We start from the raw sequence: 24281 nt of genomic DNA on the forward strand, positions 1-24281 counted from the left end.
CCGCTGCGCCGGCCGTCACCGGCCCCGGCGCAGCGCGGGGTGGTCGGCGACGACTGTGGGGGAACCCGGGGCGATCTCCGTGAAGCCGGCGTCGTGGACGACCGGGAGGCCGCTGCGGGTCAGTGCCTCCCAGGCGGACGGGGCCGCGGAGCGTACGGCCAGGGGGAAGCCGGCCGTGTGCCAGGTCGCGCGCTCGTCGGCGGTGAGCTCCCACCACGCGAGTTGCGCGGCGTGGCCGGCCTGCGCCATTTCCTTGCCGGCCGACATCTTCAGGCGCGGGTTGAACCACAGCACCGGTACGTCGGCGGTGGGCGCGGCGGGCTCCACCGGATCGTCCAGCTCCGTCCCCGACACCTGCAACCGGGCGAGGTCCTTGGGCCAGGCGTCCAGGGGGACGGGCGGGAAGACCCGTACCTCGGCGCTCTCGCCGCGGACGGTGATGCCCGGCAGCGTCTCGGCCCGCCGCCACTCCGCGCCCCGTGCGCGGCGGACCACCTTGCGGATCTGGGTGTCCTGCCAGGCGTCGACGGCCGCCGCCCATTCGCCCTCGCCGTGCGCCCGCTCGTCCGACAACAGCGTGAGCACCGCGCGCGCCGCCGTCTCCAGCGCGTCCGTGCGCGCCGGGGGCGCGGCCTTCTCGATGCGCGTCACGAGAGGGAGTACGTACCGGGGCGCGTCGACCGCGGTGGCGGCCGGGCCGGTGCCGGTGGCGGGGTCGGCCGCGGGGTCGGCGTCCGTGCCGGTGTCCGTGTCGGCGGCGGTGTCGGTCTGGGGGCCGGTGGGGCCGGCGGCTGCGGTGCTGGTCACCCGGCCCAGTTTGCCAGCCGCCACCGACAGCGGGACCGGCCACCGACAGCGGTGCCGTTGCCGAGTGCGACGTTCCCGGAGCCCGGTCGCCCGCCACGACCTAGCATCCTGCCCATGAACAGTGACCTCTTCGCCGCCGAGAACATGGCCACGCCGGCCACCGCGCCCGGTATGACGCAGCAGAACGCGAAATCGCTCAAGTACGCGGTGGACGGCGAGTGTTACGCACGCCAGGGTTCGATGATCGCCTACCGCGGTGACCTGCGCTTCGAGAAGCAGGGGCAGGGCGTCGGCAAGTTCCTCAAGCGCGCCGTCACCGGGGAGGGCCTGGCGCTGATGGCCGTCCGGGGCCGGGGCGAGGCGTGGTTCGCGCACGAGGCCGCCAACTGCTTCATCATCGACCTCGCCCCCGGCGACGGGATCACCGTCAACGGCCGCAACGTCCTGTGCTTCGACCCGTCCCTCTCCTACGAGATCAAGGTCGTCAAGGGCGCCGGCATGGTCGGCGGCGGCCTCTTCAACTCCGTCTTCAGCGGCCAGGGCAAGCTGGGCGTGATGTGCGAGGGAAACCCGCTCGTCATCCCCGTCTCGCCGCAGGCCCCGGTCTACGTCGACACCGACGCGGTGGTCGGCTGGAGCAGTTCCCTGCACACCACCCTGCACCGCTCGCAGAGCGTCGGCTCGATGCTGCGCGGCGGCTCCGGCGAGGCCGTCCAACTGTGCCTGGAGGGCGAGGGTTTCGTGATCGTACGGCCCAGCGAGCTGCGCCCCGAGAAGGCCGCCGGAAACTGACCGGGCTACGGTTGCCGTGACGGGGGAGGCGCGGGGCGGATGAGACTGGACGGCGTCGGGCGGCGCTACGGGGTGCGGGGTCCTTGGGTGCTGCGGGAGGTGTCTCTCGACGTGCCGGCCGGCGCGCTGCTGCGGGTCGAGGGGGCCAACGGCAGCGGGAAGTCCACGCTCCTGCGCCTGCTCGCGGGGATCGACGCGCCCAGCGCCGGACGGATCACCGGCCGCCCGCGCACCGCGTACGTCCCCGAACGCTTCCCGGCCGCACTGCCGTTCACCGCCGTCGGCTACCTCACCCACCTCGGGCGCGTCCACGGCCTGCGCGGTCCCGAGGCGGCCCGCCGCGCCGACGAACTGCTGACCCGGTTCGGGGCCGCCGGGCACGCCCGGACGCCGCTGGCCGACCTGTCCAAGGGGACGAGCCAGAAGGTGGCCGTCGCGCAGGCGCTGCTCGCCGGGCCCGGGCTGCTGGTCCTGGACGAGGCATGGACCGGCCTGGACGGTGCGGCGCGCGACGTGCTCGACCGGGCGGTCGCGGAGCGGGTCGCGGACGGCGGCACCGTCGTCTTCGTCGACCACGATCCGCGCCGGCTGGCGGGCGCCGCCGACGCCCGTTACCGCGTCGCGGACGGGCGGCTGCTGCCCGTCGAGGACGCCGCGGGGGAGGCCCGGGCGACGGCCTCAGGGCCCCGCGTGATCATCGAGGTCGAGGGGCCGCCGGGGAGTGCGGGACCCACCGGGCTGCAGGGGTTGCCGGGGCTGCATGGGCTGCCGGGTCGGCCGGAGGTCGTCCCGGGGCCGGACGGCGGGGCCCGGCTGACCGTCGCCGCCGTCCACTCCGACGCGCTGCTGCGCGCCCTGCTCACCGCCCGGCCGCCCTGGCACATCCGCTCGGTCACCTCCGCGGCCGTCGCCTCCGCCGCGGGGAGCGCCGCGCCGGAACGTACTGACGCGGTCGGCGCCGCACCGGGCACCGACCGGCCGGGCCATGACGACCAGGGCGTCGCCGCCCCCTTCCACGGACCTCCCTTTCCCCCACCCCCCTGTCCCGCATCGCCCTTTCCCGGCTCCCACTCCGACGAGGCTCCGCTGCCGTGACCGCTCTCCTCCGCTACCAGGCCGCCCTCCTCCTCGGCTCCCACCGCTGGCTGCCGCCGGGCATCCTCTACGCGGCGTTCCTGGCCGTCGGTGTCCAGACCGGCGGACCGGTCCTCGACGCGTACGGTTACGCCGCCGCCGGACTGCTGCCGATGACGGTGTGGCTGACCCGGATCTGCGTCACCAACGAGCCGCCGGCCGCCCGCACCTGCGCCGCGGCCGCCGCCGGGCCCGGCCGGGCCCACCTCGCCTGCCTGCTGACCGCGGGCGGCGGCGCGTTGCTGCTCGCGCTCGTGGGTACGGCATGGGTGGCGCTGCTGTCCGACCCGCACTCCTCCGACCACCGGGTCGCCGTGCCGGTACTGCCCGCCGCCGGGGCCGGGCTGCTCACGGCGCTCGCGTGCGTGTTGCTGGGCGTGGCGATCGGCGCGCTGTGCAACTGGCCGGTCCTGCGCAGTCCCGCCTCGGCCGTACCGGCCGGGCTGCTGGCCGCGCTGCTGCTGCTCGTCCTGGGCGCCTCGCCCGCCAACGCCGCCGTTTCGGGCCTGGTCACCGGCTCGGCGAACGGCACGATCCACACCCCGTGGCTGCCGCTCGCCACCACCGTCCTGATCACGGCCGCAGCCACCGCGGCCGCCTGCGCCCTCAGCTCCCGGCGCGGCTGAGGCGCCCGTGGGCCGTGGCCGCGCCACTGTGGCGGGCAGGGCCCCTGTGACGGGCCGCGCCACGGTGGCGGGCGGCGCCCACAATGGCGGGACGAGCCGGGCGGCCCCGCGCGCAGAGGCGGCCCGGTCCGGCGCGGTCACGGCAAGCGCCCCACGCCCGGCTGCGTGCCCGGCCCCGGCCCGGCCCCGGCCCGGTCACGGGCAATAGCCCCAAGCCCCGCTCCGTGACCGGCCCCGCCCCACCGGCGTACGCTCGGAAACATGTCCGGCACCGATCCGCACCCGAACCCGCACCCGCTCAACGACTCCGGCGAGGCCGCTACGGCCCCCGCCACCCGCCCGGACACCACCGAGCCCCTCGCCGACTGTGTGCGGTGCGGGCAGCCGACCGAGTACCCGGTGAGCCGGCCCGGCATCGTGCTCTGCCCGGTGTGTGAATGGCAGGAAGCCGAGCGCGTGGCCTGCTCCGGCTGAGCAGGCTCCCGCGGTCACCGGCCGGCGGTCGTCAGTGGTTCCACGGCCCCGTCACGGCGAACGTCGTCCCCGGCGTATAGCAATTGACGTACATCGTGCGGTAGTCGGGGGAGAACGTCACGCCCGCGAATTCGCCCCACTCCGGCTTCTCGGGGGTGCCGATGTTCTGCCGGCCGCGCGCCATCGCGTACACCTCGCCGCGTCGGGTGAGACCGAAGACGTGCTGCGCGCCGTCGCCGTCCTCGCAGACCATCAGGCCGCCGCTGGGCGCGAGGCAGATGTTGTCGGGGGACTCGCCGGGGAGCTGGAGATCGGTGTCCGGGCCGAAGACGACGACCAGCGTCAGCCGGCACAGCTTCGGGTCGTACTTCCACACCTGGCCGTAGTGGTCGGCCGCTGAACCGGCGGCGCGGTGCGCGAAGCTGGAGACGAAGTAGACGCACGAGCCGCCCCAGTAGCAACCCTCCAGCTTCTGGGCGTGGGTGATACCGCCCGGGCCGAAGTCCTGGAAGCGGATCGGCGTCCGGCGCGCGAGCGGGTCGGGGACGTCCACCCAGGTGACGTGGTCGAAGACGGTGCCGGGCTGCTGGACGCCGGACAGGTCCGGCACGCCCGGGACGCGCAGGGCCTGGAGGCACCCGCCGGCCCGCAGGGAGCCGCGGCCGCCCAGGGGCTTGTCGGGCAGGAAGCGGTAGAAGAGCCCGAACGGCTTGTCGAAGGCGTCCTCGGTCTCGTAGACCGTGCCGGTGCCGGGGTCCACGGCGATGGCCTCGTGCTGGAAGCGGCCCATCGCGGTCAGCGGGACGGCGCCGGTGCGGCGCGGGTCGTAGGGGTCGACCTCGAAGATGAAGCCGTGGTCCTTGGTGTAGTTCTCCTCGCCCGCCCGCCGCTCGGTCTCCTCGCAGGTGAGCCAGGTGCGCCAAGGGGTGGGGCCGCCCGCGCAGTTGGTGGAGGTGCCGGCGATGGCGACCCGTTCGGAGCGCAGATCGTTGTCCCGGTCGACTTCCAGGGCGGTGCAGCCGCCCTCGCCACCGGGGTCGTAGGTCAGGTCGGGCACGGTGGGGACGGGGGAGCGGGACCCCGTGCGGTTCTCGTGGTTGCGTACGAGGTGGGTGCGGCCGTGCCGGCCGGCGAAGGCCGCCATGCCGTCGCAGTTGCTGGGGACCTCGCCCTCCCCCGAGAGCAGCGGATCGCCCTCGCGGGAGAGGACCTTGTAGCGAAAGCCCCGGGGGAGGTCGAGGAGCCCGTCGGGATCGGGGACCAGCGGCCCGTAGCCGCCCCGGCCCATGGTCTGGGCGGTGGCGGTCCCCGCGAAGATTTCCGTGAGGCTTCCGGTGAAGGCGAGGGACGCGCCCAAGGCACCGGTTCTGGCCAGGATCTGACGTCGTGTCGCGGACATGGGCAGCTCCCTGTTGGCGGACAGGTGACGTGACCAGCACGTGTGTATCACGCACTCAGGCCGCCGGGAACCATGCGCGAGGAACCGTGTACGGGAGTGTTCCGCGCGAGGGCGGAGGAACGAGGTGCCGGGCCCCGTCTTCCGTCAGCCTGCCACCAGCGGCCCGGCGTCGCGCGCCAGCGCGGTCAGGCGGGAGATGGCCCGGAAGTACTTCTTGCGGTAGCCGCCGCGCAGCATCTCCTCGCTGAACAGCGCGTCGAAGGCTTTCCCCGAGGTCAGCACCGGCACCTCACGGTCGTAGAGCCGGTCCGCGAGGACCACCAGGCGCAGAGCCGTCGACTGGTCCGGCACCGCCTGGACATCGGTGAGGCAGACCGCGCGGATGCCGTCGCACATCGCGCCGTAGCGGCTGGGGTGCACCCTCGACAGGTGCTCCAGCAGGGAGGGGAAGTCGTCGAGCGAGGCACCGGGCGTGCGGTACGCGGTCCGGGTGACGGTCTCCTCGTCGTACGGGTCCGGCGCCTGGGGCAGGCCGCGGTGGCGGTAGTCCTCGCCGTCGATGCGCAGCGGACGGAAGTGGGCGCTCAGACCCTGGATCTCGCGCAGGAAGTCGGCGGCGGCGAAACGGCCCTCGCCGAGCTTGCCGGGCAGCGTGTTGGACGTGGCGGCCAGCGCCACCCCGGCGTCCACCAGCTTGCCGAGGAGGCTGGAGACCAGCACCGTGTCGCCGGGGTCGTCCAGTTCGAACTCGTCGATGCACAGCAGGCGGTGGTCGCTGAGCGTGCGTACGGTCTGCTGGAAGCCCAGCGCGCCGACGAGGTTCGTCAGCTCGACGAACGTGCCGAACGCCTTGCGCTCGGCCGGCGCGGGCGTGGCGTGCCACAGGGACGCGAGCAGGTGGGTCTTGCCGACGCCGTAGCCGCCGTCCAGGTAGACGCCGCGCGGGCCCTTGGGGGCGGCGGGCTTCTTGGGCCCCTTGGCGAACCAGCGGCGCTTGGCGGAGGCCGCACCCGGCCCGCCGTCGATGCTCGCGGCGAAGGCGCTCAGGACGCGGACGGCCTCGGTCTGGCTGGGCTGGTTCGGGTCCGGGAGGTAGGTGTCGAAGCGGGCGCCCTGGAAGCGCGGCGGCGGCACCATCTCGGCGACCAGGTGCTCGGCCGGGACGTGCGGCGCGCGGGAGGTGAGCGCGACGGGGACCGCGCCGCTCCCGTCGGCCGGCGGTCCGACTATGGGGGCGGGGTGCGGGGGCGAGGGCTGGGAAGGCGACACAGCCGTCCAGCCTAGTCGCTGCGCGGTGTCCGCCGGACCGGTGAGCGAGGCATGTCACACTGCCGCCATGCGACGCTTGTTCCCCCTCACCGCCCAGCCCGCAGCCCGCCCCCCGGCTTCTTCCCCGGGCCGGCCCGTACCGGCGCCCGGCCCGGCGGACACCGCGTCGGAGGTCGCCGCCGACACCGCGGACCGCGAGTGGACCCTGGACGAGCTGGCCGAGGCGTACGCGTATCCGGCCGCGGACGACCCGGTCATGGCCGGGCGCACCGGCTGGCTGCGCGCCAACATGGTCTCCTCCATGGACGGCGCGGCCTACCACGACGGCCGTTCGCAGCCGCTGTCCGGTGCCGCCGACATGCGGATCTTCGGGGTGCTGCGGGGCCTCGCGGATGCCGTGGTGGTCGGTGCGGAAACGGTTCGGCAGGAGGGGTACCGGCCGGCGCGCGCCCGGGAGGCGTTCGCCGCCCGCCGGGCCGCCGCGGGACAGGGCCCGGCGCCCGCCATCGTGGTGGTGACCGCCGGGCTCGGCCTGGACTTCTCGCTGCCGCTGTTCACCGAGCCGCTGGTGCCCACCCTCGTCGTGACCGGGGCCGGGGCGCCCGCCGACCGGGTGAGCGTGGCCCGGGAGGCGGGCGTGGAGGTGCTCTTCGCCGGCGAGGGCCTGGGCGTCGACCCGGCGCGGGTGGCCGGCCTGCTGGCCGAACGGGGCCACACCCGGCTGCTGACCGAGGGCGGGCCGACGCTGCTGGGGGCGTTCACGGCGGCCGGCGCATTGGACGAACTGTGCCTGTCGCTCGCACCGCTGGTCACCGTGGGGGACGCGTCGCGGATCACGAAGGGACCCGCCGTCCCCGACCCGCGGCGGTTCTCCCTGGTCTCCGTCCTGGAGGAGGCCGGGTTCCTGTTCACCCGCTACCGTCGGTCCTGACAATCGGCGGAATTATCCGTTCCGCTTAGCTTCCGTTGGGCACACTTAAGGCCAACAGGCCCCGGTGGCGACGGGGCAGGATGGTTTCTGTTGGGTGCCGTGTCCCGCGGTGCCCATAGGAAGAGAAGAAGGGCGCCCGTCGTGTTCACGAGCGTATTGATGATCGAGAAGCCTCTGACGCCCGCCGACGTGGAGTTCGTCACCACCCTGCACGGCGACGACCAGATCTCCTTCGTCGTCCTCATGCAGCCGCGCGGCAAACAGGACGTCCTCCTGCGGGCGATCGACGATGTCGCCCTCGGCGAGTTCGACGAGGCCGTCCGCGAGGGCGCCCAACCGGGCGGCGAACGGGCCGAACAGCCCGCCGAGCGCGCCCTGGCCCACACCCTCGCCTCGCTCCGCGCCACCGGCGCCGAAGCCGTCGGGCAGGTGGTCGAGGAGCACCCGCTCGACCTGCTGCGCTCCATCGTCGACGAGACCCGCGCCGACGAGGTGATCGTGCTGACCACCCCGCACTTCGTCGAGGAGTTCTTCCACCGCGACTGGGCCTCCCGCGCCCGCCACAAGGTCGGCGTGCCGGTCCTCAAGCTGTTCTCGCACGCGGCCGACGAGCCGGTTCGGGACCAGGGGGAGTCCGGCCGCTGACCGGGCGCAGCCGGCCGTCCAGCACCTCGGCGACCTCGTCCGCCGCCTCCAGATGCGCGTGGTCGTGGGTGACCAGCACGGTCGCGGTGGCGCGCTCGCGCGTGAGCGCGCGCAGCAGGTCCAGCACCGCCGCGCCGCGCTCCCGGTCCAGCGCGCTGGTCGGCTCGTCCACCAGCAGGACGGCCGGCTCGTTCATCAGCGCCCGCGCGATGTTGATCCGCTGCCGCTGACCCCCCGAAAGCTGGTGCGGGCGGCGGTCGGCCCGGTCGGCCAGGCCGACCGCCGCCAGCAGCTCCAGCGCCCGGGCCCGGGCCTTGCGGGGCGGGCGGCCGTCCAGATGGGCCATCACCTGGAGCTGCTCGGCGGCCGTCAGCGACGGCAGTAGGTTCGGCTGCTGGAAGACCGTGCCGACGCGGGTGCGGCGCAGCGTCGTCAGCTCGCCGCGGCCGAGCCCCGCGGTGTCCGTGCCGTCGATCACCACCCGCCCGCGGTCCGGCGTGATCAGCGTCGCGGCCACCGCCAGCAGGCTGGACTTGCCGGAGCCGGACGGGCCGATCACGGCCGTCAGCCGGCCGGCGGGCACCTCCAGCGAGATGCCGTCCAGCGCGGTCAGCCGGGCGCCGCCGTCGGGATAGGTCAGGGTCACTTCACTCAGGCTCAGGCTCATCGGGCACTCCCCAGGGCGGTCAGTGGGTCGACGGACGTGATGCGGCGGATCGACAGCGCGGCACCGCAGGCACCCAGCGCGATCATGATCAGCGCGGGGACGAGGACGGTGGAGGCGTCCAGCACGAACGGCACCGTCCCGCCGACGGCCGCGCCCACCCCGGCCGCGACGGCGGTGCCCAGGCCCGTGCCCGCCACCAGCAGCACCACGGCCTGGCCGAGCGCGTCGCGCAGCAGATAGCCGGTGGAGGCACCCAGCGCCTTGAGCACCGCGACATCGCCGCTGCGCTGGATCGTCCACACGGTGAAGAACGCGCCGATGACCAGCGCGGAGATGGCGAACAGGAAGCCGCGCATCAGTTGCAGCGAGCCGTTCTCGGCGGTGTACGAACCGATCGCCTTCAGGGCGTCGGCGGCGGGGACCGTGGCGGTGCCGAGCGCCCGGTCGGCGGCGGCCAGATCCGCCGACCCCGTGGTGGCCAGGGCGAGCACCGTCGCCCCCGGGGAGTCGCCGGGCCCACCGGATCGACCCGGTCCGCCGACCAGCTCCCGCCAGTCGCCGAGCGAGGTCCAGATCACCGGCGTATGGCTGTACATCGCCGCCCCCGACACCGCCGCGACCCGCACCGTCCGGCCGCCCAGCGTGAAGGAGCCACCGGCCCGCACCCCGAGGGCGTCGGCGGCCTTCTCGGACAGCACCGCCGCACCGTCCCCGACCGTCCCCGCCGACGGCGCCGGCCGCGACCCGGCCCGCACCCCGAACGCCGAGACCGCGGCGGTCCGCCCGCCCGCCTCCGCCTTCGCCGTGGCGATGCCCAGCGGCTCGGCCCGCCGTACGCCCGGCACCCGCGCCCACTCCCGTACGGTCCGCTCCGGCAGCCGGGAGTCGGCGAACGCGACCTCGCCGCCCTCGGCGGGCGCCGAGAACACCAGGTGATCGGCGGGCAGCGAGGTGATCGCGGAGGTGTTCTCCCGGCCCAGGCCGGCCGTCAGCCCCGACAGCAGCCCCACCAGCACCGTGATCAGCACAATGACGGTCCCCATCAGGGCGAACCGGCCCCGGGCGAACCCCAGGTCTCTCCAGGCGACGAACACAGGCGCGGCCATCCTCGGCTCCGGCGCCGGACCCACTGCCCGGCGGCTGGCACCACCCTCGCCCGCCACCCGCGCCCGGGGCATCGCGCCCGGGAGTGCCTCGCCGGCGACGAAAGGCGCAGGCCACGCTCCACCTTTTGATTGATGCCGGCGCCGGCCCCGGCACTTAGCCTGGGGAGGCCGTGACCGATCACTCCCTCACCCCCGTCCTGCGGGCGCTGCGCACCTGCCTCCACCTGATGGTGGCCGCGCTGCTCGCGCTCGCCGCCGTACGAGCGGTCGCCGACCACACCGCGGACGCCCCGGCCGTCATCGCCACCGCCGCCGTGCTCCTCGCCCTCTACGCCGCCGGCCCCGCACTGCCCCGCGTGCGCGCCTCCCTCCCGGCCGCCGCCCTCTGGCTCGGCGCCGTGACGCTGGTGTGGACGGCGCTGCTGGCCCTCACCCAGGACGGCGTCTGGCTGGCCTTCCCCCTCTTCTTCGTCCAACTGCACCTGCTGCCGCTGCGCTGGGCCCTGCCCGCCGTCACCGCGACCACCGTCCTGGCCGTCGCCGGTTTCGCCGGGCACACCCACACCCTGGGCGTCGGCACGGTCATCGGCCCGGCACTGGGCGCCGCCGTCGCGGTCGCCGTCGTCCTGGGCTACCAGGCCCTCTACCGCGAGAGCGAACAGCGCCGCCGCCTCATCGAGGACCTGACCGCGGCCCGCAGCGAACTGGCCGCCGCCGAGCACGCCGCTGGCGTCCTCGCCGAGCGGGAGCGGCTGGCCCGCGAGATCCACGACACCCTCGCGCAGGGCCTCTCCAGCATCCAGCTTCTGCTGCGGGCCGCGGAGCGCGCCCTGCCGGAGCGTTCGGGCACGGCGCTCGGCCACGTCCGGCAGGCCCGCCGCGCCGCGGTCGGCAACCTCGCCGAGGCCCGCCGGTTCGTCCGCGCGCTGAGCCCGCCCGACCTGGACGGCGGCTCGCTGCCCGCCGCCCTGGAACGGCTGTGCGCCACCACCGCGCGCTCCTCCGGCCTGGCCGTGCACTGCCAGGTCTCCGGCGAGCCCACCGAACTCCCCACCCCGCAGGAGGTCGCCCTGCTGCGCATCGCCCAGTCCGCGCTCGCCAACACCGTCCAGCACGCGGCCGCCCGCCGGGTCGAGCTGACCCTCAGCTACATGGACACCGAGGTGGCCCTGGACGTCGTCGACGACGGCGCCGGATTCGTCCCCTCCGAGGTCCCCGATCCGGGCTCGGCGGCCGCCGGCGGCACCGGCTTCGGCCTGGCCGCGATGCGCGCCCGGGCCCGCGCCCTGCACGGCACGCTCGCCGTCGAGTCCGCCCCCGGCGAGGGGACCGCCGTCGCCGTCACGCTGCCCTGCCCCGCCGCGCCGGCCCCGGACGGCCCGGCCCTGGGCGGCCCGACCGCGCCGGGAGCCGGCTCATGACCGCCGCGACCCCCATCCGGCTGCTGATCGCCGACGACCACCCCGTCGTCCGCGCCGGTCTGCGCGCCGTCCTGGAAACCGAACCGGACTTCCGGGTCATCGCCGACGTCCCCACCGCCGAACAGGCCGTCACCCTCGCGGCGGACCTCGGCCCCGACGTCGTCCTGATGGACCTCCAGTTCGGCGGCCGGATGCTCGGCTCCCAGGCCACCGCCGCGATCACCGCACGCGACGGCGCGCCCCGCGTCCTGGTCCTGACCACCTACGACACCGACGCCGACATCCTGGCCGCCATCGAGGCCGGCGCCACCGGCTACCTCCTCAAGGACGCCCCACCAGAGGAACTCGCCGCCGCCGTGCGCACCGCCGCCGCCGGCAAGTCCGCCCTCGCGCCGACCGTCGCGCTGCGCCTGATGGACCGCATGCGCGCCCCCGCCACCGCGCTCTCCCGCCGCGAGACCGAAGTCCTCCAGCTCGTCGCCGACGGCCTGTCCAACGCGCGGATCAGCAAGGAGCTGTTCCTCAGCCAGGCCACCGTCAAGTCCCACCTTGTCCACATCTACGCCAAGCTGGGCGTCGACTCCCGCACCTCCGCGGTCGCCGCGGCGGCCGCGCGGGGCCTCATCCGCCGCTGAACCCCGGCCGCGGCGCCCGCCGGGGTCCGACGGCGGCCGTTGTCGGTGCCGGGTGCGAGAATCATCGGCAGCACCACCGCTCGCGACGATCAGGGAGACCCGCCCATGGCACCCGCCATCCCAGCCTCGATGGACCGGCCGCACTTCATCGGCATCGGCGGAGCCGGCATGTCGGGTATCGCCAAGATCCTCGCGCAGCGCGGCGCCCGCGTGGCGGGCAGCGACGCCAAGGACTCCCCGACCGCCCAGGCCCTGCGCGCCCTCGGCGTCACCGTCCACCTCGGCCACGCAGCCGAGCACCTCGCCGAGGACGCCACCAGCGTCGTCGTCTCCTCCGCGATCCGCGCCGACAACCCCGAGCTGGCCGCGGCCCACGAGCGCGGCATCCCGGTCGTCCACCGCTCCGACGCGCTCGCCTCCCTCATGGACGGCCTGCGCCCCATCGCGGTCGCCGGCACGCACGGCAAGACGACCACCACCTCCATGCTCGCCGTCTCCCTCGGCTCGCTCGGCCTGAAGCCGTCGTACGCCATCGGCGGCGACCTGGACGCCCCGGGCTCCAACGCCGAACACGGCAGCGGAGAGATCTTCGTCGCCGAGGCCGACGAGAGCGACCGCAGCTTCCACAAGTACGCCCCCGAGGTCGCCATCGTCCTCAACGTCGAGCTGGACCACCACGCCAACTACGCCTCGATGGACGAGATCTACGAGTCCTTCGAGACGTTCGCCGGCCGCATCCGGCCCGGCGGCACCCTCGTCATCGCCGCCGACCACGCCGGCGCCCGCGAGCTGACCGAGAAGATCTCCGGCCGGTTCGACATCGACATCGTCACCTACGGCGAGTCCCCCGACGCCGACGTCCGCATCCTCAAGGTCAACCCGCGCGGCCTGACCAGCGACGTCACCGTCAGCCTCGCCACCGGCCGGATCCTCACCTTCACCGTCTCGGTGCCCGGCCGCCACTACGCCCACAACGCCGTCGCCGCCCTCGCCGCGGGCATCGCGCTGGGCCTGCCGCCGCACAACCTCGCCTCCGCGCTCGGCACGTACACCGGCGTCAAGCGCCGCCTCCAGCTCAAGGGCGAGGCGGGCGGGGTGCAGGTCATCGACTCCTACGCCCACCACCCCACCGAGATGACCGCCGACCTGGAGGCCATCCGCGGCGCGGTGGACGGCGCCGGCCGCATCCTCGTCGTCTTCCAGCCGCACCTGTTCTCGCGCACCCAGGAGCTGGGCACGGAAATGGGCCAGGCGCTGGCCCTGGCCGACGCCTCCGTCGTCCTGGACATCTACCCGGCCCGCGAGGACCCGATCCCGGGCATCACCAGCGAGCTGATCATCGACGCCGCGCGGGCCGCGGGCGCCGAGGTCACCGCCGAGAGCGACCAGGCCGCCGTCCCGGACGTCATCGCCGGAATGACCAAGCCCGGTGACCTTGTTCTCACGATGGGCGCCGGCGATGTGACCGACCTCGGTCCCGCGATCCTGGCGCGCCTGGAGAGCTGAGGAGACTGAAGCGATGCCGTACGAGATCGACAAGCCCGACGAGCAGTGGCGCGCCGAGCTGACCCCCGCCGAATACCAGGTACTCCGCCAGGCCGGCACCGAGCCCGCCTTCGTCGGCGAATACACCGACACCAAGACCGCGGGCGTGTACTCCTGCCGCGCCTGCGGCGCCGAACTGTTCCGCTCCGACACCAAATTCGAGAGCCACTGCGGCTGGCCGTCGTTCTACGACCCCAAGGACTCCGAGGCCGTCGAACTCATCGAGGACCGCAGCCACGGCATGCTCCGCACCGAAGTCCGCTGCGCCCGCTGCGGCTCCCACCTCGGCCACGTCTTCGAGGGCGAGGGCTACCCCACCCCCACCGACCAGCGCTACTGCATCAACAGCATCTCGCTGCGGCTGACCGCGGAGTAGTACGCGCCGTCAGGACGGCGAAGGGGCGGGGGTGAGGGCTTCCTCGCCGATCCTCCGCCCCGACTGGTAGATCGTCACGACATCGTCGTGGATGCGGTAGCGGTACGGTCCGTTGCGCGCCTCGTAGCCGTCCGAGGTCCGCTTCGCCGGCATGGCGATGCCCGGCTCCCGCTCGTCGCTGAACTCCCCGTAGTAGTACAGCTTGCCGCTCGTCGTCCGGCAGAGGGTGATCCGCTTGTTCTTCGTGCGGAACGCCGCCACGAGATCGGCGTCGTCGTCACCGGGCAGCGCGGCGGAGACCCGCTCCGGGCAGGTGGGCGCGACGCGGTGCGAGGACTCCGGATCAGGGGAGCCGATACCGGAGAGAGCCGAACAGGCCTTGTTCAGCAGGCTCATACCGACGAAGAAGACGATCACCCACAGGCACCCCTTGGCCCTCCTCCCGCCCTTCGGCCGGGGAGCGTAGACGGGCGGGTAGTACGGCGTGGCCGGCGCGGGGGCGACGGGCGGCGGCGCCACCGGCGGCGCGGCAGCCGCGGAGGGGGTGTAGCCGCGGGGTGCCGCCGAGGGATAGAAGACCTCGCCCGCCGGGGCCCGGGACGCGGCGCGGCGTGGGCCGCCGCCGGTACCCGTCCGGGGAGTCGCGGCGCGGGAGCCGCCCGTGCCACCCGTACCGCCCGTGCCACCCGTACGACCGGTACCGCTCGCACCGCCCGTCCGCCGGGGCGGCGACGCGGCCTTGCGGGGAGCGCCACCGGAGCCCGTGCCCGCGGGCTTCGCGGGCGTCGATTTCTTGGACGCGGGCCGCTTCGCCGGGGCCTTCTTCGCCGTTTTCCAGCTCGCCCCGCAGACGATGCAGGACACGTCGGCCCGTGCGTTGTTGGTGTCGCACTGGCGGCACTTCCAGTCCGCCGACGGCCGCGCGGGGGCAGGCCGCTTCGCCGCCGGCCTGGCACCGCCGGCCTTCGCCGCCGCCGGTTTGGCGGCGGCGGGCTTGCCGGACGCGGGCGTGCCGGGCCGCGGGGCAGCGCTTCTCGCCGTCTCGCAGATCTCGCAGGCGTCGCGCGCCGGCTCGTTGTACGTATCGCACGCCCCGCACTGCCAGTTGGCCCCTGCCACCCTCACTCCCTCCCCTCCGGCCCGCTAGGACGCGGGTTCCGCGTCGATGCGCCGGAACACGTCCGCGTACAGCTCCTCCGCCGAGGCGCCGGCCGGGGAGCGCAGCCAGACGCGGCCGTCGTCCGGGACGCGGGTCAGCGGCTCCTCCTCGGCGTCGTCCCCGGTCGCGTCCTTGATTCCGTACTCCCGCTCCAGGGCCGCCACGAACTGTGCCGCTCCCTCGGCGAATTCGGGCGCGATGTCGACCAGCGCGACCACCGGTCCGCCGGCCTCCTGATCGGCCCGCCGGAACTGGAAGATGAGCTGCTGGTCACCGTGGCGGCCGCGCGACCGGAAGCGCACCGAGGCACAGCGGTCGGCATACACCTCCAGCCAGCCGAAGCCACTCCACTCGAACTTCAGAATTCCCTCGGCCACCAGGAGCTGGAACCCGGGCCAATGAAGCCTCACAGGCTGTTCGCGATCGTCTCGATGATCTCGTCCATCTCGAATTCCTCCAGCCCTTCCCCTGCCTTCGAGGCGAAATGCAGGGTGAGGTCCCACTCCTCCGCTATGGGGTCCGACCACGGCTCGCACTCCGGTGCGAAGAGCACCAGGCGCTTCGCCGACTGCTCCATCACCGCGCTCTGGCTGCGGGCATAACCCCACTGTTCGAAAAGCTCGTCCATGCTGCGCGGGATGCCCGAAGGGTAGGACTGAGCCGAGGCGCCGGCCGTGCCGAGGGGATGGGCCGGCGCGTCGGTGAACATCACGACGACGTGACGCCGCCGGTCCAGACCCCGCTCCCAGGGGGAGTTGATGGCGAGCGCCAGGGCTTCGAGTCCGGATTCGGGAATGTCGCCGCCGCCCTTGGCATCGATGCCGCGAATGAAGCTCTCGAAGTCCGTGGACTGCGCGGGAAGCTGGAGGAAATCCGTCTGCTCGATGGCATCGGAAGGATCGTCACCGAAGTCACGGAAGGCGATGACCTTCAGCCGGAGCTGGCTGATGGCCTTTCCCTTCTTGGCCATGACGTCATGGAGACGGTCGTGGAACTGCAGGGAGCTGGACTTCACCGACCCAAGGACGGGGAACATACTGGCGGTCGCGTCGATGCACAGCACGATGTCGACCGCGTACTGGAGGTTCCCCTGGTACTGCTCGGAATTCGCGTTCATATGGTGCCTCCTCGAAAAACTGGCTCTACGGTTTGCGGTGGTCGCCAAGATTGATCCGCACCCTGGACACCCTGGGTGGGGCGGCCTTGGGTTCCTCCGAGGGCGCGGCAGGCTCGGGTGCGGGAGGCGCGGGCTCGGGGGCCGGCGCGGGCGCACGGGCGGCGGAGCGCGGGCCGCCGCCCGTCAGGTTGGCCCGGATGCGGCTCGTGCGGGGCGCGGAATCCGCCGCCTCCCCGCCACCCGTCCCGACGCCCGTTCCGGCCCCACCCGCCGGCGAGGGCTTGGCCGTGCCCGGCCGCCGGTGCTGGAGCGCGCACACCTCAGGGTCCTTGAGCGCCGTCAAATACGTCGCCATCCGCGGTCGCCGCCCCGGATCGCGCGCCGTCATCGCCCGGATCAGCCCCCGCATCGGATCCGACAGCCGCCCGTCGAGCGCCAGTTCCTCGCCCGCGTTGACCGCGTCGGCGGGCGAGCCGTAGCGCTCGGCGTACCCCGGAATCGACCCCGTCAGGTAGTAGTGGGTCATCAGGCCGAGCGCGAAGACGTCCACCGCCGTCGTCAGGTGCCCGGGCTCGACCGACCCCTCCTCCTGGACGTAGCGCCGCCACTCCGGTGCGCCGTACAGCGAGTCGCCGGCGATGTCGTGCGGACCGGGCGGCATTCCCGAGACATAGGCGTCGTCGAAATCGATCAGCTTCGCGGTGTAGAAGGCCATGCCGTCCCGCTTCTGCACCAGGACGTTGAGCGGCTTGAGATCGCCGTGCACCACATCGATGTCATGGAGGAGTTGCAGGCTCGTCCCCAGGGTCTTGAGCAGCACCGCCTTCTGCCGCGGCTCCAGCGCCTGGGGCTTTTCCAGCGTGGAGGTGTCGATCCGCTCCGTGACCTTGTAATACGTACTGCCCTCGGGGAAGAAATCCGTCGCCAGGACGAGATTGCCGCCACCCCGGGCGTCCGGGCGCAACAGTCTCATGATGGTGTGATGGCGGTTCTCGAACTCCGCGCACACCTCCATGCGGATACGGCGGCTCGCCGCACTCGCCGTGGAACCCTCGCGGGGCCGCTTGGGTTCCAGGAAGCGCTTGAGGAAGAATTCCTGCCCGCCCTTCTCGGCGAAGGCCCACACACATTTGCCGCCATTGGCGTTGGTCGGCTCGCTGATGACGCGGTAGCCCGCGATCACGTCGCCCTTCTTCATACCCGCTCCTCCGGCGACGGTGGCAGGAACCGCTCGTAATCCGGGCGATAGGAACGCCACGTCTCGTCCTGCCAACCGCGCGTCTTCTCGGCCTGATCGGCGCCCTGGGGCCTGGTGTGCGCATAGCGGTCCCGCACGTGGGCGTACCGCTCCGCGAAGGCGTCGCGCAACCGCCCCATGTCCGGGTAGCCGAGGGCGACCAGGGCCAGCGAGGCGTCGTCCGCGGTGTAGTCCTGCACCGCCCGGCGGATCAGATCGGCCCACTCCTGCTCGTTGTGCGCCTGCATCAACGTGCTGAGCAGTACGTACTCGAAGTCCGCCGGCGTATGGACGTACCCGAAGAAGCCGTCCGTGGCGGCCACCAGCACGCAGGGCAGCGGGAGCGTGTCGCCCTGCGCATCGACCACGAACTCGCGGTCCGCGCATACGCAGTTGGTCATCGGCGGATCCGAGCGCAGCAGTTCCAGGGCGTCGCTCGCCTCCGTGTGGTCGCGGGTGAGCACGTGCAGACCGCTGCCCGGCAGCAGGGCGTACGCGCGCGAGTCCCCGGCCCACAGGGCCTGCCACTGGACGGAGTGGTCATCGGGCATGCGGTACCGCACGGCCGCCAAGGTCGTGGGAAGCCGGCGGCGCATGGATCCCACGATCTTGCTGCGCCGCTGCGGGGCGTTCGACAGGAAGTACCGCAGGTATTCGGCGAGGTGCTCGGAGGTGTCCGCCTCACCGCGCTCGACCACGTCATGGAACCAGCAGTCGGTGGCCAGCCGGGCGACGCGCGAGCCGACCCAGGCGCCGGTCCGCGTCCGGCCGTCCGGAGCCTGCCAGGCCGGCGAGGAGCCCGCGCCGCCGGAGCCGTCGAAGACCGCGACCAAGCCCTGATGCGTCCCGAAATGATGCGCGACGAACGGCTCCGCGTCCTCGCCCCGACCCGGGACCCGCTCGGTCCATACGACGACCGACTGCAGACCCCTGGCGCCGTGTCCCCAGATCATCTGCGGTGGCCGGGGCACGCTCGCCGCGTCGGGGCCGGGCACCGGCACCGGTGGATCGCCGGGCCGGGGCGGCCGGCCGGCCACGAGCTGTTCCGCGCCGCGCGGTCGCGCGGTCCCTTCCGGAGCTGTCATCGCCGCTCGCCACCCTCCGGGCCGGTGCGGCCGCTGCCCGGCCGCTTGGCCGTGCCCCGGACCCGGCTCACCCGCCGCGCCGGAGCGGGGCTGTCGTCGTCCGGCGGGGGCGGGGCCGCCGGCTCCCGTGCGACGGGGCGCGTGGGCACCGGTTCGTCCTCCGGCGGCGGGCCGGTCCGCCGGGGCGGCACCACCTCGCCGCGCAGCGCGCTCCGCGGCGAGGATTCCGACTCGTCCCGGGCCGCGGGCTCCGCCTCGGGGGCGCTCCCGCCCGCGGCCAGCGATCCCCTCAGCCGCGCCCGCCGCGCGCCGCCGAACGGACCTCCGCCCTCACCGAGTACGTCCTCCACCACCGCGCGTTCGAGCTCGGCCTGCTCGAACGGCTCGCGGTGCGCGTCACCCCGCTCCAGGACCATCCGCATGGCTTGGAGACGCGCCTCCCGCTTCTCGGCCTCGCCCTTCTCGATCCAGGCGAGCGCGGCCCGCGCCCCCTCCTTCTCCACGATCTCGGCGATGATGCCCTCGACCCCCTCGTCGCGGATCATGTCCAGGTGACGCTTGCGGCGCATCCCGTCCAGCCGGGTCTCCCGCACGACGTCCCGGAACTCGCGACCGCTGGCGGCGATCTCGTCCTCGTCCACGAGGAGTTCGACCCTGGTGTCGCGCAGCCGTACCGCGGAGTCACCGCTCAGGTCACGGACGGCGACGTTCAGCGCCTCCTCCGCCTCGTGGAACTCGTTGATGTCGTAGTCGCGGGCGACGCGGCGCAGCACGTCACGCAGGTGTCCGTACAGGGCGCCGCTCATGTCCCTGATGCCGCGGGCCACGACCTGTGCCGGGTCGGCGACCCGGCACACCAGGCCCACCCGGCTGCGGAAGGAGAACGTGGGGTCCCGGCTCAGCAGGGGGATGTCGAGGACGAGCCGGTGTTCGGTCAGATCGACGGTGAACACGCTCTGGTAGGTGCCGAAGCGGGCGTCGGGTATGTCCTCACCGGGACGGATCGTCAAAGCGGCACCGCTGTCCGGCACCAGCACCAGCGCCTTTCCCGGCGCCGGCGGCCGCAGCGGGTTCATCAGCCGCCATCGCGGCACCGTCTGGCTGTCCAGCACCGGGTTGTACGTCAGCTCCTGCACCGTCTCCTCCGCTTCCCTGTCTCACGTCCGTCCTCGCGGGGCTCCCCCGCCCGAGCGGGGGCGCTCCCGCGCCTGCTGTTTTCCCGGACCGCTAGGTCGCCCGTTCCACGGCCAGGCGCAAGGAGGCGGAGCGCCGGGAGGGGCGCTCGCGGTCGTCGGCCCACTTCGCCAGCCACCACAGGAGCCGCTCGCGGTGCTTGCCGGGCCGGCGCGCGATGTCCACGAGCAGCCGGCGGATCTCGTCCGGCGCCCCCGGGCAGCGGTCGGCGAAGTCGTCGATCCACTTGCGCAGCGCGTCGAGTGCCGCGTCCTGTACGGGTTTCCTGGCCAGTGCGCGCGCCCACAACTCGGCGGTCGACGCGCGGTGTTCGGCCAGCCCGCTCAGCAGCACGGGGACGCCGGGCACGGTGCCGCTCTCGGCGCCGGTCGCGCCGCGGGCGGTCTCCTCGTACGGCTGGGACAGCGCGAAGACGAACGCGGACAGCGTCTTGACCACCATGGGCGACAGATCCTGCGGGGCGGACCAGTCGAGGTAGGCGCGCAGCACATGACCGGCCCGGCCCTGGTGGATGAGGTGGACGCCGCCCCAGGCGACGGGGGTCAGGGTGCCCCAGTCGTCCTCGCGGTCGAGCGCGGCGCGCAGCACACCGAGGGCGCGCTCGGGGGCGCTCTTGCCGAGCAGTCCGCCCACGGCGTTGGCCGCCGATCCGGCCAGCCGGCGCTCGTACGCCGAGGAGCCGCCGCACGCCCAGTTGTGCAGCACCGTCCAGACCGCCTCGGCCGCTTCCGGCCTGCTGCCGGCCAGGCCCAGCGCCGTCGCCGCGGCCTGGCGTACGGGCCAGGAGGTGCTGGCCGCCCAGGACTTCAGGAACCGGTGCACGGCGTAGTGGTGGTCGGCCCAGGCCAGGACCCCGGCCGCCACCGCCGCCCGGGCCCGTACCTCCAGGTCGGAGTGGGTGAGCAGTCGGCGCAGCCAGCCGAGGACCGCCTCCCGGCGCCCGTCGAGGGTGGTCCACGCGTAGGCGAGCACCACCTGGCGCAGCAGCGAGCTGCGAAAGCGCACGCGGGGCGGGCCCGCGGTGGCTCCCGGCTCGGTGAAGACCAGCTCGATCCAGGGCTGTTCATAGCCGAGGCGGTCGCGGAAACGGATGTCGGGCGGTGCGTCATCGGTCGGTGCGAGGGCGTTGCGCAGCGCCATGGCGGCGTCGGCGACCGTCAGGTAGCCGCTGTCCTCCAGCACGGCCGCGGCCAGGGCGAAGGCGATCGCCTCCGGCTCGCGGTGGGTGCGGAACCAGGTGTGCACCTGGTCGCTGGGGTCGCGCAGCGTGGCGACCTCGGCGGCCAGGTCACCGTCGGCCGTGATGACGGACGCCAGCCGGGCGGCGTGCCGCGCCGAGGGGCGTTCGCGCAGCGCGGCGACGGCACCGGTCGTCTCCAGCAGGGCACGCAGCTCGCGCGTCGTCTCCCGCTCGGCGCCGTGGCCGAGCACCCGGCGCTCGACGATGGCCACCGGGTCCACGGCGGCCAGGTGATGCCGGGCGAGCCCGTCGACGCCGGACGCGGCGACGGTGAGGGCGTGGCCGCCGACCAGCACCAGATGGCTCCGCGCGGCCTTGAGGCGGGCCATCGTCCCGGCCAGTCCGCGCAGTTCGGCCGCGCCGAAGGAGCGGGCCCCCGCCGGACCGTCGTCGAGGAGGGCGACGTATCCGCTGTTCTCGGCGGGAGGCTCCCAGCCGGGCGCGGCGATCCCGGCCGGTTCGAAGACGCGGTGGCAGCCACCGCCGCCGGTGCCGTCGAGGGCCATCACCTCGGCGAGGAGGTTGACGGCGGCGGCCTCGCGACCGGTGCCCGGGGGCCCCGTCAGCACCAGCAGATGGCGCTCGCGGAGCAGCTCCAGCGCTTCGTCGTAGTGGTCGGGATAGAGGTACAGCTCGGTGAATTCGGTGAGTTCGGCCTCGTCGAGCGGGGCGGTGGCGGCTCCGGCCGGCGGGCGGGCACCGGCTCGGCCGCCGGTGTGGAAGCCGCCGCCGAAGCTGACGGACTCGTTGAACAGGGCCAGGGTGCCGATCCGGGTGCCGGAGGCGTCGGCGTTCAGGCGCTCGGCGATGAGATCGGCGATCGCGCCCGCGCGCACCGCCTCGGAGCGCTCCGCCTCGTCCTGGCCGCCGCCCCGGACCAGCGCCTGGAGGGCGTGTGACTCGCTGACCGGGCCGTCGCTGTCCTCATGGTGGCGCTCCGGCTCGGACGACGCGCGGCCGTCGGGGCGATCGGGTCCGCCGCCCGGACGATCGGGGCCGGCGCCCGGCCCGTCGCCGTGTGCGGCGCCGTCGGCCGGTGGTTCCTCGCTCATGAACTCTCGGTCTTCCGTGCCGGTGCGGAGCGCTTCAGGAGATGTTCCAGTCGCCCTGAATCTCCACCTTCTCGTTGAAGACCTGGGCGTTCTTGATGAGCGCGGCGTTCACCTGGGCCTTGCCGCCCTGGGCCGCCACGGCCTCGTCGACCTGCCGCCGGATGTCCGCCTCGAAATCGCGGTCGCGCAGCATATGGGCCAGCAGCATCCGCTGCAGCTCCTCCCGCGCGCTCTCGTCGTCGGGGCTCCGCTCGACGCGGTCGAGCGCGCCCACCGCGTCGCCGTCACCGCGGAAACGGGTGCGCATGCGCGCGAGCAGTCGCGCGCCGCCGCCCCAGCCGGACCGGCCCGCTTCCTGGCCGACGGTCTCCAGCAAGCCCTTGACGACCAAGGCGACCGCGGCCGCGGCAGTGGCTGTGAGCGGATCCATGTGCTCCCCCTTTTTCCCGCACGGAGGCTCACGCTAGGTGACCGAAGCGGTCGCTGTCGCGTCCCTTGGGAGAATGTCCCGAAGTCGCCCAACGGGCAGTCAACTCCGCGCTGAGTCAGGCGCATTCGTCCCGTAGCGCCGACGTTTCGCCCGTCTGTCGCCGAGCGATTTTCAGCCACCCGCCGACGGGCGCCGGACGAGGGCGGGCGCCCGGAGCGCCCCGCCCGGACACCCCGCGGGGAGCGCCCCGCTCACGCCGGCATCGCGATCGCCGTCACCACCAGCCCCGAGGCGACGAGCCACCGGCCGGTGAACTCGGTGATCTCCCGGCCGGCGACCACGGGACCCGGTACGAGGAAGCGGGCGGTGAAGGTGGCGTCCGTGGGGTCGAGGGTCAGATGGGCCTCGTGGAAGTCCAGCCAGCGGCCCGTGAGGGGATACCACGCCTTGTAGACGCTCTCCTTGGCGCTGAACAGCAGGCGGTCCCAGCAGACTTCGGGTTGGGCGGCGGCCAGGCGGGGGAACTGGGCGCGTTCCTCGGGGAGGGAGACCAGGGCGGTCACACCGGGGTCGTCGATCGGCTCGTTGGGCTCCGCGTCCAGCCCGAGGGTCAGGACGTCCGCCGAACGGGCCACCGCGGCGGCGCGGTAACCGGTGCAGTGGGTCATCGCTCCGACGACGCCCGCCGGCCAGCGCGGCGCCCGGTCCGGGCCGGGCAGCAGCGGTGCCGGGGCGAAACCGAGCGCCGACAGGGCGGTGCGGGCGCAGCCGCGTACGGTGCCGAACTCCCGTTGCCGCGCCGGGACCGCCGTGGCCACCGCCTCGCGTTCCTCGGGGAACATCGCCGAGAGCGGGTCGTCGTGGAACGCCTCGGCGGTCACGATCGGGGCGGGCAGCAGCTTGTCGATCACGCGGGCCTCCTGGGGGTGACGTCGCTCTCCGTGGTGCCGGCGGTGCCCGTAGTGCCAGTGGCCTCTGTGGCACCCGCGGTGCCCGCAGGGGCCGGCGCCGTGGCGGGGAAGACCTGGACCGGGCGGCCGGGTGGGCCCGTGCGGCGCCGCCACTCGCGCGGGTAGCCGAGCGATACCTCCTGGTGCGGCACCCCGTCGCAGACCAGGAGGCGGGGGATGTGCAGATGGCCGTAGACGACCGCGGCGGCCCGGAACCGGCGCGGCCAGTCGGCGGTCGCCTTCGTGCCGCACCACAGGGCGAACTCCGGATACCGCAGCGGCCGCGTCGGTTCCCGGACCAGCGGGAAGTGGTTGACGAGCACGGTGGGCAACTCCTGGGGTATGGCGGCGAGTCTGGCCTCGGTAGCGGCCAGCCGGGCCCGGCACCACGCCTCCCGCGTCGGATACGGGTCCGGATGCAGGAAGAACTCGTCGGTGCACACCACCCCGGCCTCCTCGGCGAGGGCGAGCGCCGCCTCCTTGGAGTCCACCCCCGGCGGCCGGAACGTGTAGTCGTAGAGCACGAACAGCGGCGCGATGACGACCGGACCGCCCTCGCCCTCCCACACCGGATACGGATCCTCCGGCGTCAGGACCCCCAACTCCCGGCAGAGGGCGACCAGATGCTCGTAGCGCGCGACGCCCCGCAGTTGCACCGGATCGTTGGACGGCGTCCACAGCTCGTGATTGCCCGGCACCCACACGACCTTGGCGAAGCGGTCCCTGAGCACGGTCAGGGCCCAGCGGATGTCGGCGACGTACTCGCCGAGGTCACCGGCGACCAGCAGCCAGTCGTCGTCGGACTCCGGCCGCAGCCGCTCGACGATGTCGCGGTTTTCGGCGTACCGGACGTGCAGATCGCTGACGGCCACCAGCTTGCCGCGGCCGCCGCCGCGCGAGGGGCCCGGCGCGGTCGCCGCCGAGGGATCGAGGGTGCGGATCTCGTAGCTCACCGTACGAAGTAAACCGGACGGCGGCGACGGTTGCCGG

25 protein-coding genes are annotated in these 24281 nt (G+C 73.8%); 10 read left to right on the plus strand and 15 right to left on the minus strand.

All coding sequences use genetic code 11. The features are described from left to right. Positions 1-15 precede the first annotated feature (15 nt). Positions 16-807 carry an aminoacyl-tRNA hydrolase gene (locus tag ACZ45Z_RS22310; protein ID WP_468365048.1) on the minus strand — a complete coding sequence of 264 codons (792 nt, stop codon included), beginning with the start codon at positions 805-807 and terminating at the stop codon, positions 16-18. Positions 808-921: 114 nt separating this feature from the next. On the opposite strand from ACZ45Z_RS22310, the gene ACZ45Z_RS22315 reads away from it, so the two are divergent. The 4 genes from ACZ45Z_RS22315 (at position 922) to ACZ45Z_RS22330 (ending at position 3833) form a co-directional block, all read left to right on the plus strand. Continuing rightward, positions 922-1599, plus strand: coding sequence for an AIM24 family protein (locus ACZ45Z_RS22315; protein ID WP_468365050.1), 678 nt, complete (start codon positions 922-924; stop codon positions 1597-1599). Positions 1600-1638: 39 nt separating this feature from the next. After that, entirely contained in the window at positions 1639-2694 is a 1056-nt protein-coding gene (locus ACZ45Z_RS22320; RefSeq protein WP_468365053.1) for an ABC transporter ATP-binding protein, read from the plus strand. Then, on the plus strand, positions 2691-3359 hold the full coding sequence (locus ACZ45Z_RS22325; RefSeq protein ID WP_468365056.1) for an ABC transporter: 669 nt from the start codon (positions 2691-2693) through the stop codon (positions 3357-3359). Before ACZ45Z_RS22320 ends, ACZ45Z_RS22325 begins: the two co-directional genes overlap by 4 nt. 261 nt (positions 3360-3620) lie before the next feature. Then, the gene (locus tag ACZ45Z_RS22330; RefSeq protein ID WP_468365058.1) at positions 3621-3833 is read left to right on the plus strand and encodes a hypothetical protein; all 213 of its coding nucleotides are present in this window, start codon (positions 3621-3623) and stop codon (positions 3831-3833) included. Positions 3834-3864: 31 nt separating this feature from the next. Here ACZ45Z_RS22330 and ACZ45Z_RS22335 read toward each other — a convergent pair whose 3' ends face one another. Beyond that, complete coding sequence (locus tag ACZ45Z_RS22335) at positions 3865-5232, minus strand: alkaline phosphatase PhoX (protein WP_468365060.1); 1368 nt, start codon at positions 5230-5232, stop codon at positions 3865-3867. A gap of 144 nt (positions 5233-5376) precedes the next feature. Beyond that, positions 5377-6501, minus strand: a complete 1125-nt coding sequence (gene zapE, locus ACZ45Z_RS22340) for a cell division protein ZapE (RefSeq protein WP_468365062.1) — start codon at positions 6499-6501, stop codon at positions 5377-5379. A 67-nt stretch (positions 6502-6568) separates the two neighbouring features. On the opposite strand from zapE, the gene ACZ45Z_RS22345 reads away from it, so the two are divergent. Together ACZ45Z_RS22345 and ACZ45Z_RS22350 are read left to right on the plus strand one after the other, a co-directional pair. Further along, positions 6569-7432: a pyrimidine reductase family protein gene (locus ACZ45Z_RS22345; protein WP_468365064.1), complete on the plus strand. Its 864-nt coding sequence runs from the start codon at positions 6569-6571 to the stop codon at positions 7430-7432. A 159-nt stretch (positions 7433-7591) separates the two neighbouring features. Next, positions 7592-8077 (plus strand): indole-3-glycerol phosphate synthase, encoded by a 486-nt coding sequence (locus ACZ45Z_RS22350; RefSeq protein ID WP_468365066.1) that lies wholly within the window; start codon positions 7592-7594, stop codon positions 8075-8077. Here the strand turns inward: ACZ45Z_RS22350 and ACZ45Z_RS22355 are convergent. Together ACZ45Z_RS22355 and ACZ45Z_RS22360 are read right to left on the minus strand one after the other, a co-directional pair. Next, positions 8016-8744 carry an ABC transporter ATP-binding protein gene (locus tag ACZ45Z_RS22355; RefSeq protein ID WP_468365068.1) on the minus strand — a complete coding sequence of 243 codons (729 nt, stop codon included), beginning with the start codon at positions 8742-8744 and terminating at the stop codon, positions 8016-8018. The two genes, ACZ45Z_RS22350 and ACZ45Z_RS22355, sit on opposite strands and share 62 nt — an antisense overlap. Then, a complete protein-coding gene (locus ACZ45Z_RS22360; protein ID WP_468365412.1) occupies positions 8741-9838 on the minus strand; it encodes an ABC transporter permease in 1098 nt (365 codons plus the stop codon). Before ACZ45Z_RS22360 ends, ACZ45Z_RS22355 begins: the two co-directional genes overlap by 4 nt. Before the next feature lie 239 nt (positions 9839-10077). On the opposite strand from ACZ45Z_RS22360, the gene ACZ45Z_RS22365 reads away from it, so the two are divergent. The 4 genes from ACZ45Z_RS22365 to msrB all read left to right on the plus strand — a co-directional run bounded on the left by ACZ45Z_RS22365 (position 10078) and on the right by msrB (position 13827). Next, the gene (locus ACZ45Z_RS22365) at positions 10078-11271 is read left to right on the plus strand and encodes a sensor histidine kinase (RefSeq protein WP_468365414.1); all 1194 of its coding nucleotides are present in this window, start codon (positions 10078-10080) and stop codon (positions 11269-11271) included. Beyond that, positions 11268-11906: a response regulator gene (locus ACZ45Z_RS22370; RefSeq protein WP_468365071.1), complete on the plus strand. Its 639-nt coding sequence runs from the start codon at positions 11268-11270 to the stop codon at positions 11904-11906. Before ACZ45Z_RS22365 ends, ACZ45Z_RS22370 begins: the two co-directional genes overlap by 4 nt. Positions 11907-12011: 105 nt before the next feature. Next, positions 12012-13412 (plus strand): UDP-N-acetylmuramate--L-alanine ligase, encoded by a 1401-nt coding sequence (murC, locus tag ACZ45Z_RS22375; protein ID WP_468365073.1) that lies wholly within the window; start codon positions 12012-12014, stop codon positions 13410-13412. A gap of 13 nt (positions 13413-13425) precedes the next feature. After that, positions 13426-13827: a peptide-methionine (R)-S-oxide reductase MsrB gene (gene msrB / locus ACZ45Z_RS22380; protein ID WP_468365076.1), complete on the plus strand. Its 402-nt coding sequence runs from the start codon at positions 13426-13428 to the stop codon at positions 13825-13827. Positions 13828-13836: 9 nt separating this feature from the next. Here the strand turns inward: msrB and ACZ45Z_RS22385 are convergent, their stop codons facing one another. The 10 genes from ACZ45Z_RS22385 to ACZ45Z_RS22430 all read right to left on the minus strand — a co-directional run bounded on the left by ACZ45Z_RS22385 (position 13837) and on the right by ACZ45Z_RS22430 (position 24244). Beyond that, positions 13837-14946 (minus strand): zinc finger protein, encoded by a 1110-nt coding sequence (locus tag ACZ45Z_RS22385; protein ID WP_468365078.1) that lies wholly within the window; start codon positions 14944-14946, stop codon positions 13837-13839. A 24-nt stretch (positions 14947-14970) separates the two neighbouring features. Beyond that, the gene (locus ACZ45Z_RS22390) at positions 14971-15363 is read right to left on the minus strand and encodes a hypothetical protein (protein WP_468365080.1); all 393 of its coding nucleotides are present in this window, start codon (positions 15361-15363) and stop codon (positions 14971-14973) included. Positions 15364-15392: 29 nt separating this feature from the next. Continuing rightward, positions 15393-16103 (minus strand): vWA domain-containing protein, encoded by a 711-nt coding sequence (locus tag ACZ45Z_RS22395; RefSeq protein WP_468365083.1) that lies wholly within the window; start codon positions 16101-16103, stop codon positions 15393-15395. A 25-nt stretch (positions 16104-16128) separates the two neighbouring features. Beyond that, positions 16129-17301: a protein kinase domain-containing protein gene (locus ACZ45Z_RS22400; RefSeq protein WP_468365086.1), complete on the minus strand. Its 1173-nt coding sequence runs from the start codon at positions 17299-17301 to the stop codon at positions 16129-16131. Continuing rightward, positions 17298-18425, minus strand: coding sequence for a PP2C family protein-serine/threonine phosphatase (locus ACZ45Z_RS22405; RefSeq protein ID WP_468365089.1), 1128 nt, complete (start codon positions 18423-18425; stop codon positions 17298-17300). Before ACZ45Z_RS22405 ends, ACZ45Z_RS22400 begins: the two co-directional genes overlap by 4 nt. After that, complete coding sequence (locus ACZ45Z_RS22410; RefSeq protein ID WP_468365091.1) at positions 18422-19561, minus strand: hypothetical protein; 1140 nt, start codon at positions 19559-19561, stop codon at positions 18422-18424. Before ACZ45Z_RS22410 ends, ACZ45Z_RS22405 begins: the two co-directional genes overlap by 4 nt. Before the next feature lie 91 nt (positions 19562-19652). Beyond that, positions 19653-21911: a hypothetical protein gene (locus ACZ45Z_RS22415; RefSeq protein ID WP_468365094.1), complete on the minus strand. Its 2259-nt coding sequence runs from the start codon at positions 21909-21911 to the stop codon at positions 19653-19655. Positions 21912-21945: 34 nt separating this feature from the next. Next, positions 21946-22341 (minus strand): hypothetical protein, encoded by a 396-nt coding sequence (locus ACZ45Z_RS22420; protein WP_468365096.1) that lies wholly within the window; start codon positions 22339-22341, stop codon positions 21946-21948. A gap of 251 nt (positions 22342-22592) precedes the next feature. Continuing rightward, complete coding sequence (locus ACZ45Z_RS22425) at positions 22593-23252, minus strand: 4'-phosphopantetheinyl transferase family protein (RefSeq protein WP_468365098.1); 660 nt, start codon at positions 23250-23252, stop codon at positions 22593-22595. Beyond that, positions 23249-24244, minus strand: coding sequence for a metallophosphoesterase family protein (locus tag ACZ45Z_RS22430; protein ID WP_468365100.1), 996 nt, complete (start codon positions 24242-24244; stop codon positions 23249-23251). The genes ACZ45Z_RS22425 and ACZ45Z_RS22430 overlap by 4 nt, the downstream gene beginning before the upstream one ends. Between the last annotated feature and the right edge of the window lie 37 nt (positions 24245-24281).

Source organism: Streptomyces sp. NPDC031210 (assembly GCF_055570395.1).

Excerpts from the sequence above, each read along its gene's own strand:
- ACZ45Z_RS22330 (WP_468365058.1), top strand. The coding sequence starts at position 3,621 with ATGTCCGGCACCGATCCGCACCCGAACCCGCACCCGCTCAACGACTCC.
- ACZ45Z_RS22345 (WP_468365064.1), top strand. The coding sequence starts at position 6,569 with ATGCGACGCTTGTTCCCCCTCACCGCCCAGCCCGCAGCCCGCCCCCCG.
- msrB (WP_468365076.1), top strand. The coding sequence starts at position 13,426 with ATGCCGTACGAGATCGACAAGCCCGACGAGCAGTGGCGCGCCGAGCTG.
- ACZ45Z_RS22335 (WP_468365060.1), bottom strand. The coding sequence starts at position 5,232 with ATGTCCGCGACACGACGTCAGATCCTGGCCAGAACCGGTGCCTTGGGC.
- ACZ45Z_RS22315 (WP_468365050.1), top strand. The coding sequence starts at position 922 with ATGAACAGTGACCTCTTCGCCGCCGAGAACATGGCCACGCCGGCCACC.
- murC (WP_468365073.1), top strand. The coding sequence starts at position 12,012 with ATGGCACCCGCCATCCCAGCCTCGATGGACCGGCCGCACTTCATCGGC.
- ACZ45Z_RS22365 (WP_468365414.1), top strand. The coding sequence starts at position 10,078 with ATGGTGGCCGCGCTGCTCGCGCTCGCCGCCGTACGAGCGGTCGCCGAC.
- ACZ45Z_RS22370 (WP_468365071.1), top strand. The coding sequence starts at position 11,268 with ATGACCGCCGCGACCCCCATCCGGCTGCTGATCGCCGACGACCACCCC.
- ACZ45Z_RS22400 (WP_468365086.1), bottom strand. The coding sequence starts at position 17,301 with ATGAAGAAGGGCGACGTGATCGCGGGCTACCGCGTCATCAGCGAGCCG.
- ACZ45Z_RS22350 (WP_468365066.1), top strand. The coding sequence starts at position 7,592 with ATGATCGAGAAGCCTCTGACGCCCGCCGACGTGGAGTTCGTCACCACC.
- ACZ45Z_RS22415 (WP_468365094.1), bottom strand. The coding sequence starts at position 21,911 with ATGAGCGAGGAACCACCGGCCGACGGCGCCGCACACGGCGACGGGCCG.
- ACZ45Z_RS22320 (WP_468365053.1), top strand. The coding sequence starts at position 1,639 with ATGAGACTGGACGGCGTCGGGCGGCGCTACGGGGTGCGGGGTCCTTGG.
- ACZ45Z_RS22395 (WP_468365083.1), bottom strand. The coding sequence starts at position 16,103 with ATGAACGCGAATTCCGAGCAGTACCAGGGGAACCTCCAGTACGCGGTC.
- ACZ45Z_RS22420 (WP_468365096.1), bottom strand. The coding sequence starts at position 22,341 with ATGGATCCGCTCACAGCCACTGCCGCGGCCGCGGTCGCCTTGGTCGTC.
- ACZ45Z_RS22355 (WP_468365068.1), bottom strand. The coding sequence starts at position 8,744 with ATGAGCCTGAGCCTGAGTGAAGTGACCCTGACCTATCCCGACGGCGGC.
- ACZ45Z_RS22405 (WP_468365089.1), bottom strand. The coding sequence starts at position 18,425 with ATGACAGCTCCGGAAGGGACCGCGCGACCGCGCGGCGCGGAACAGCTC.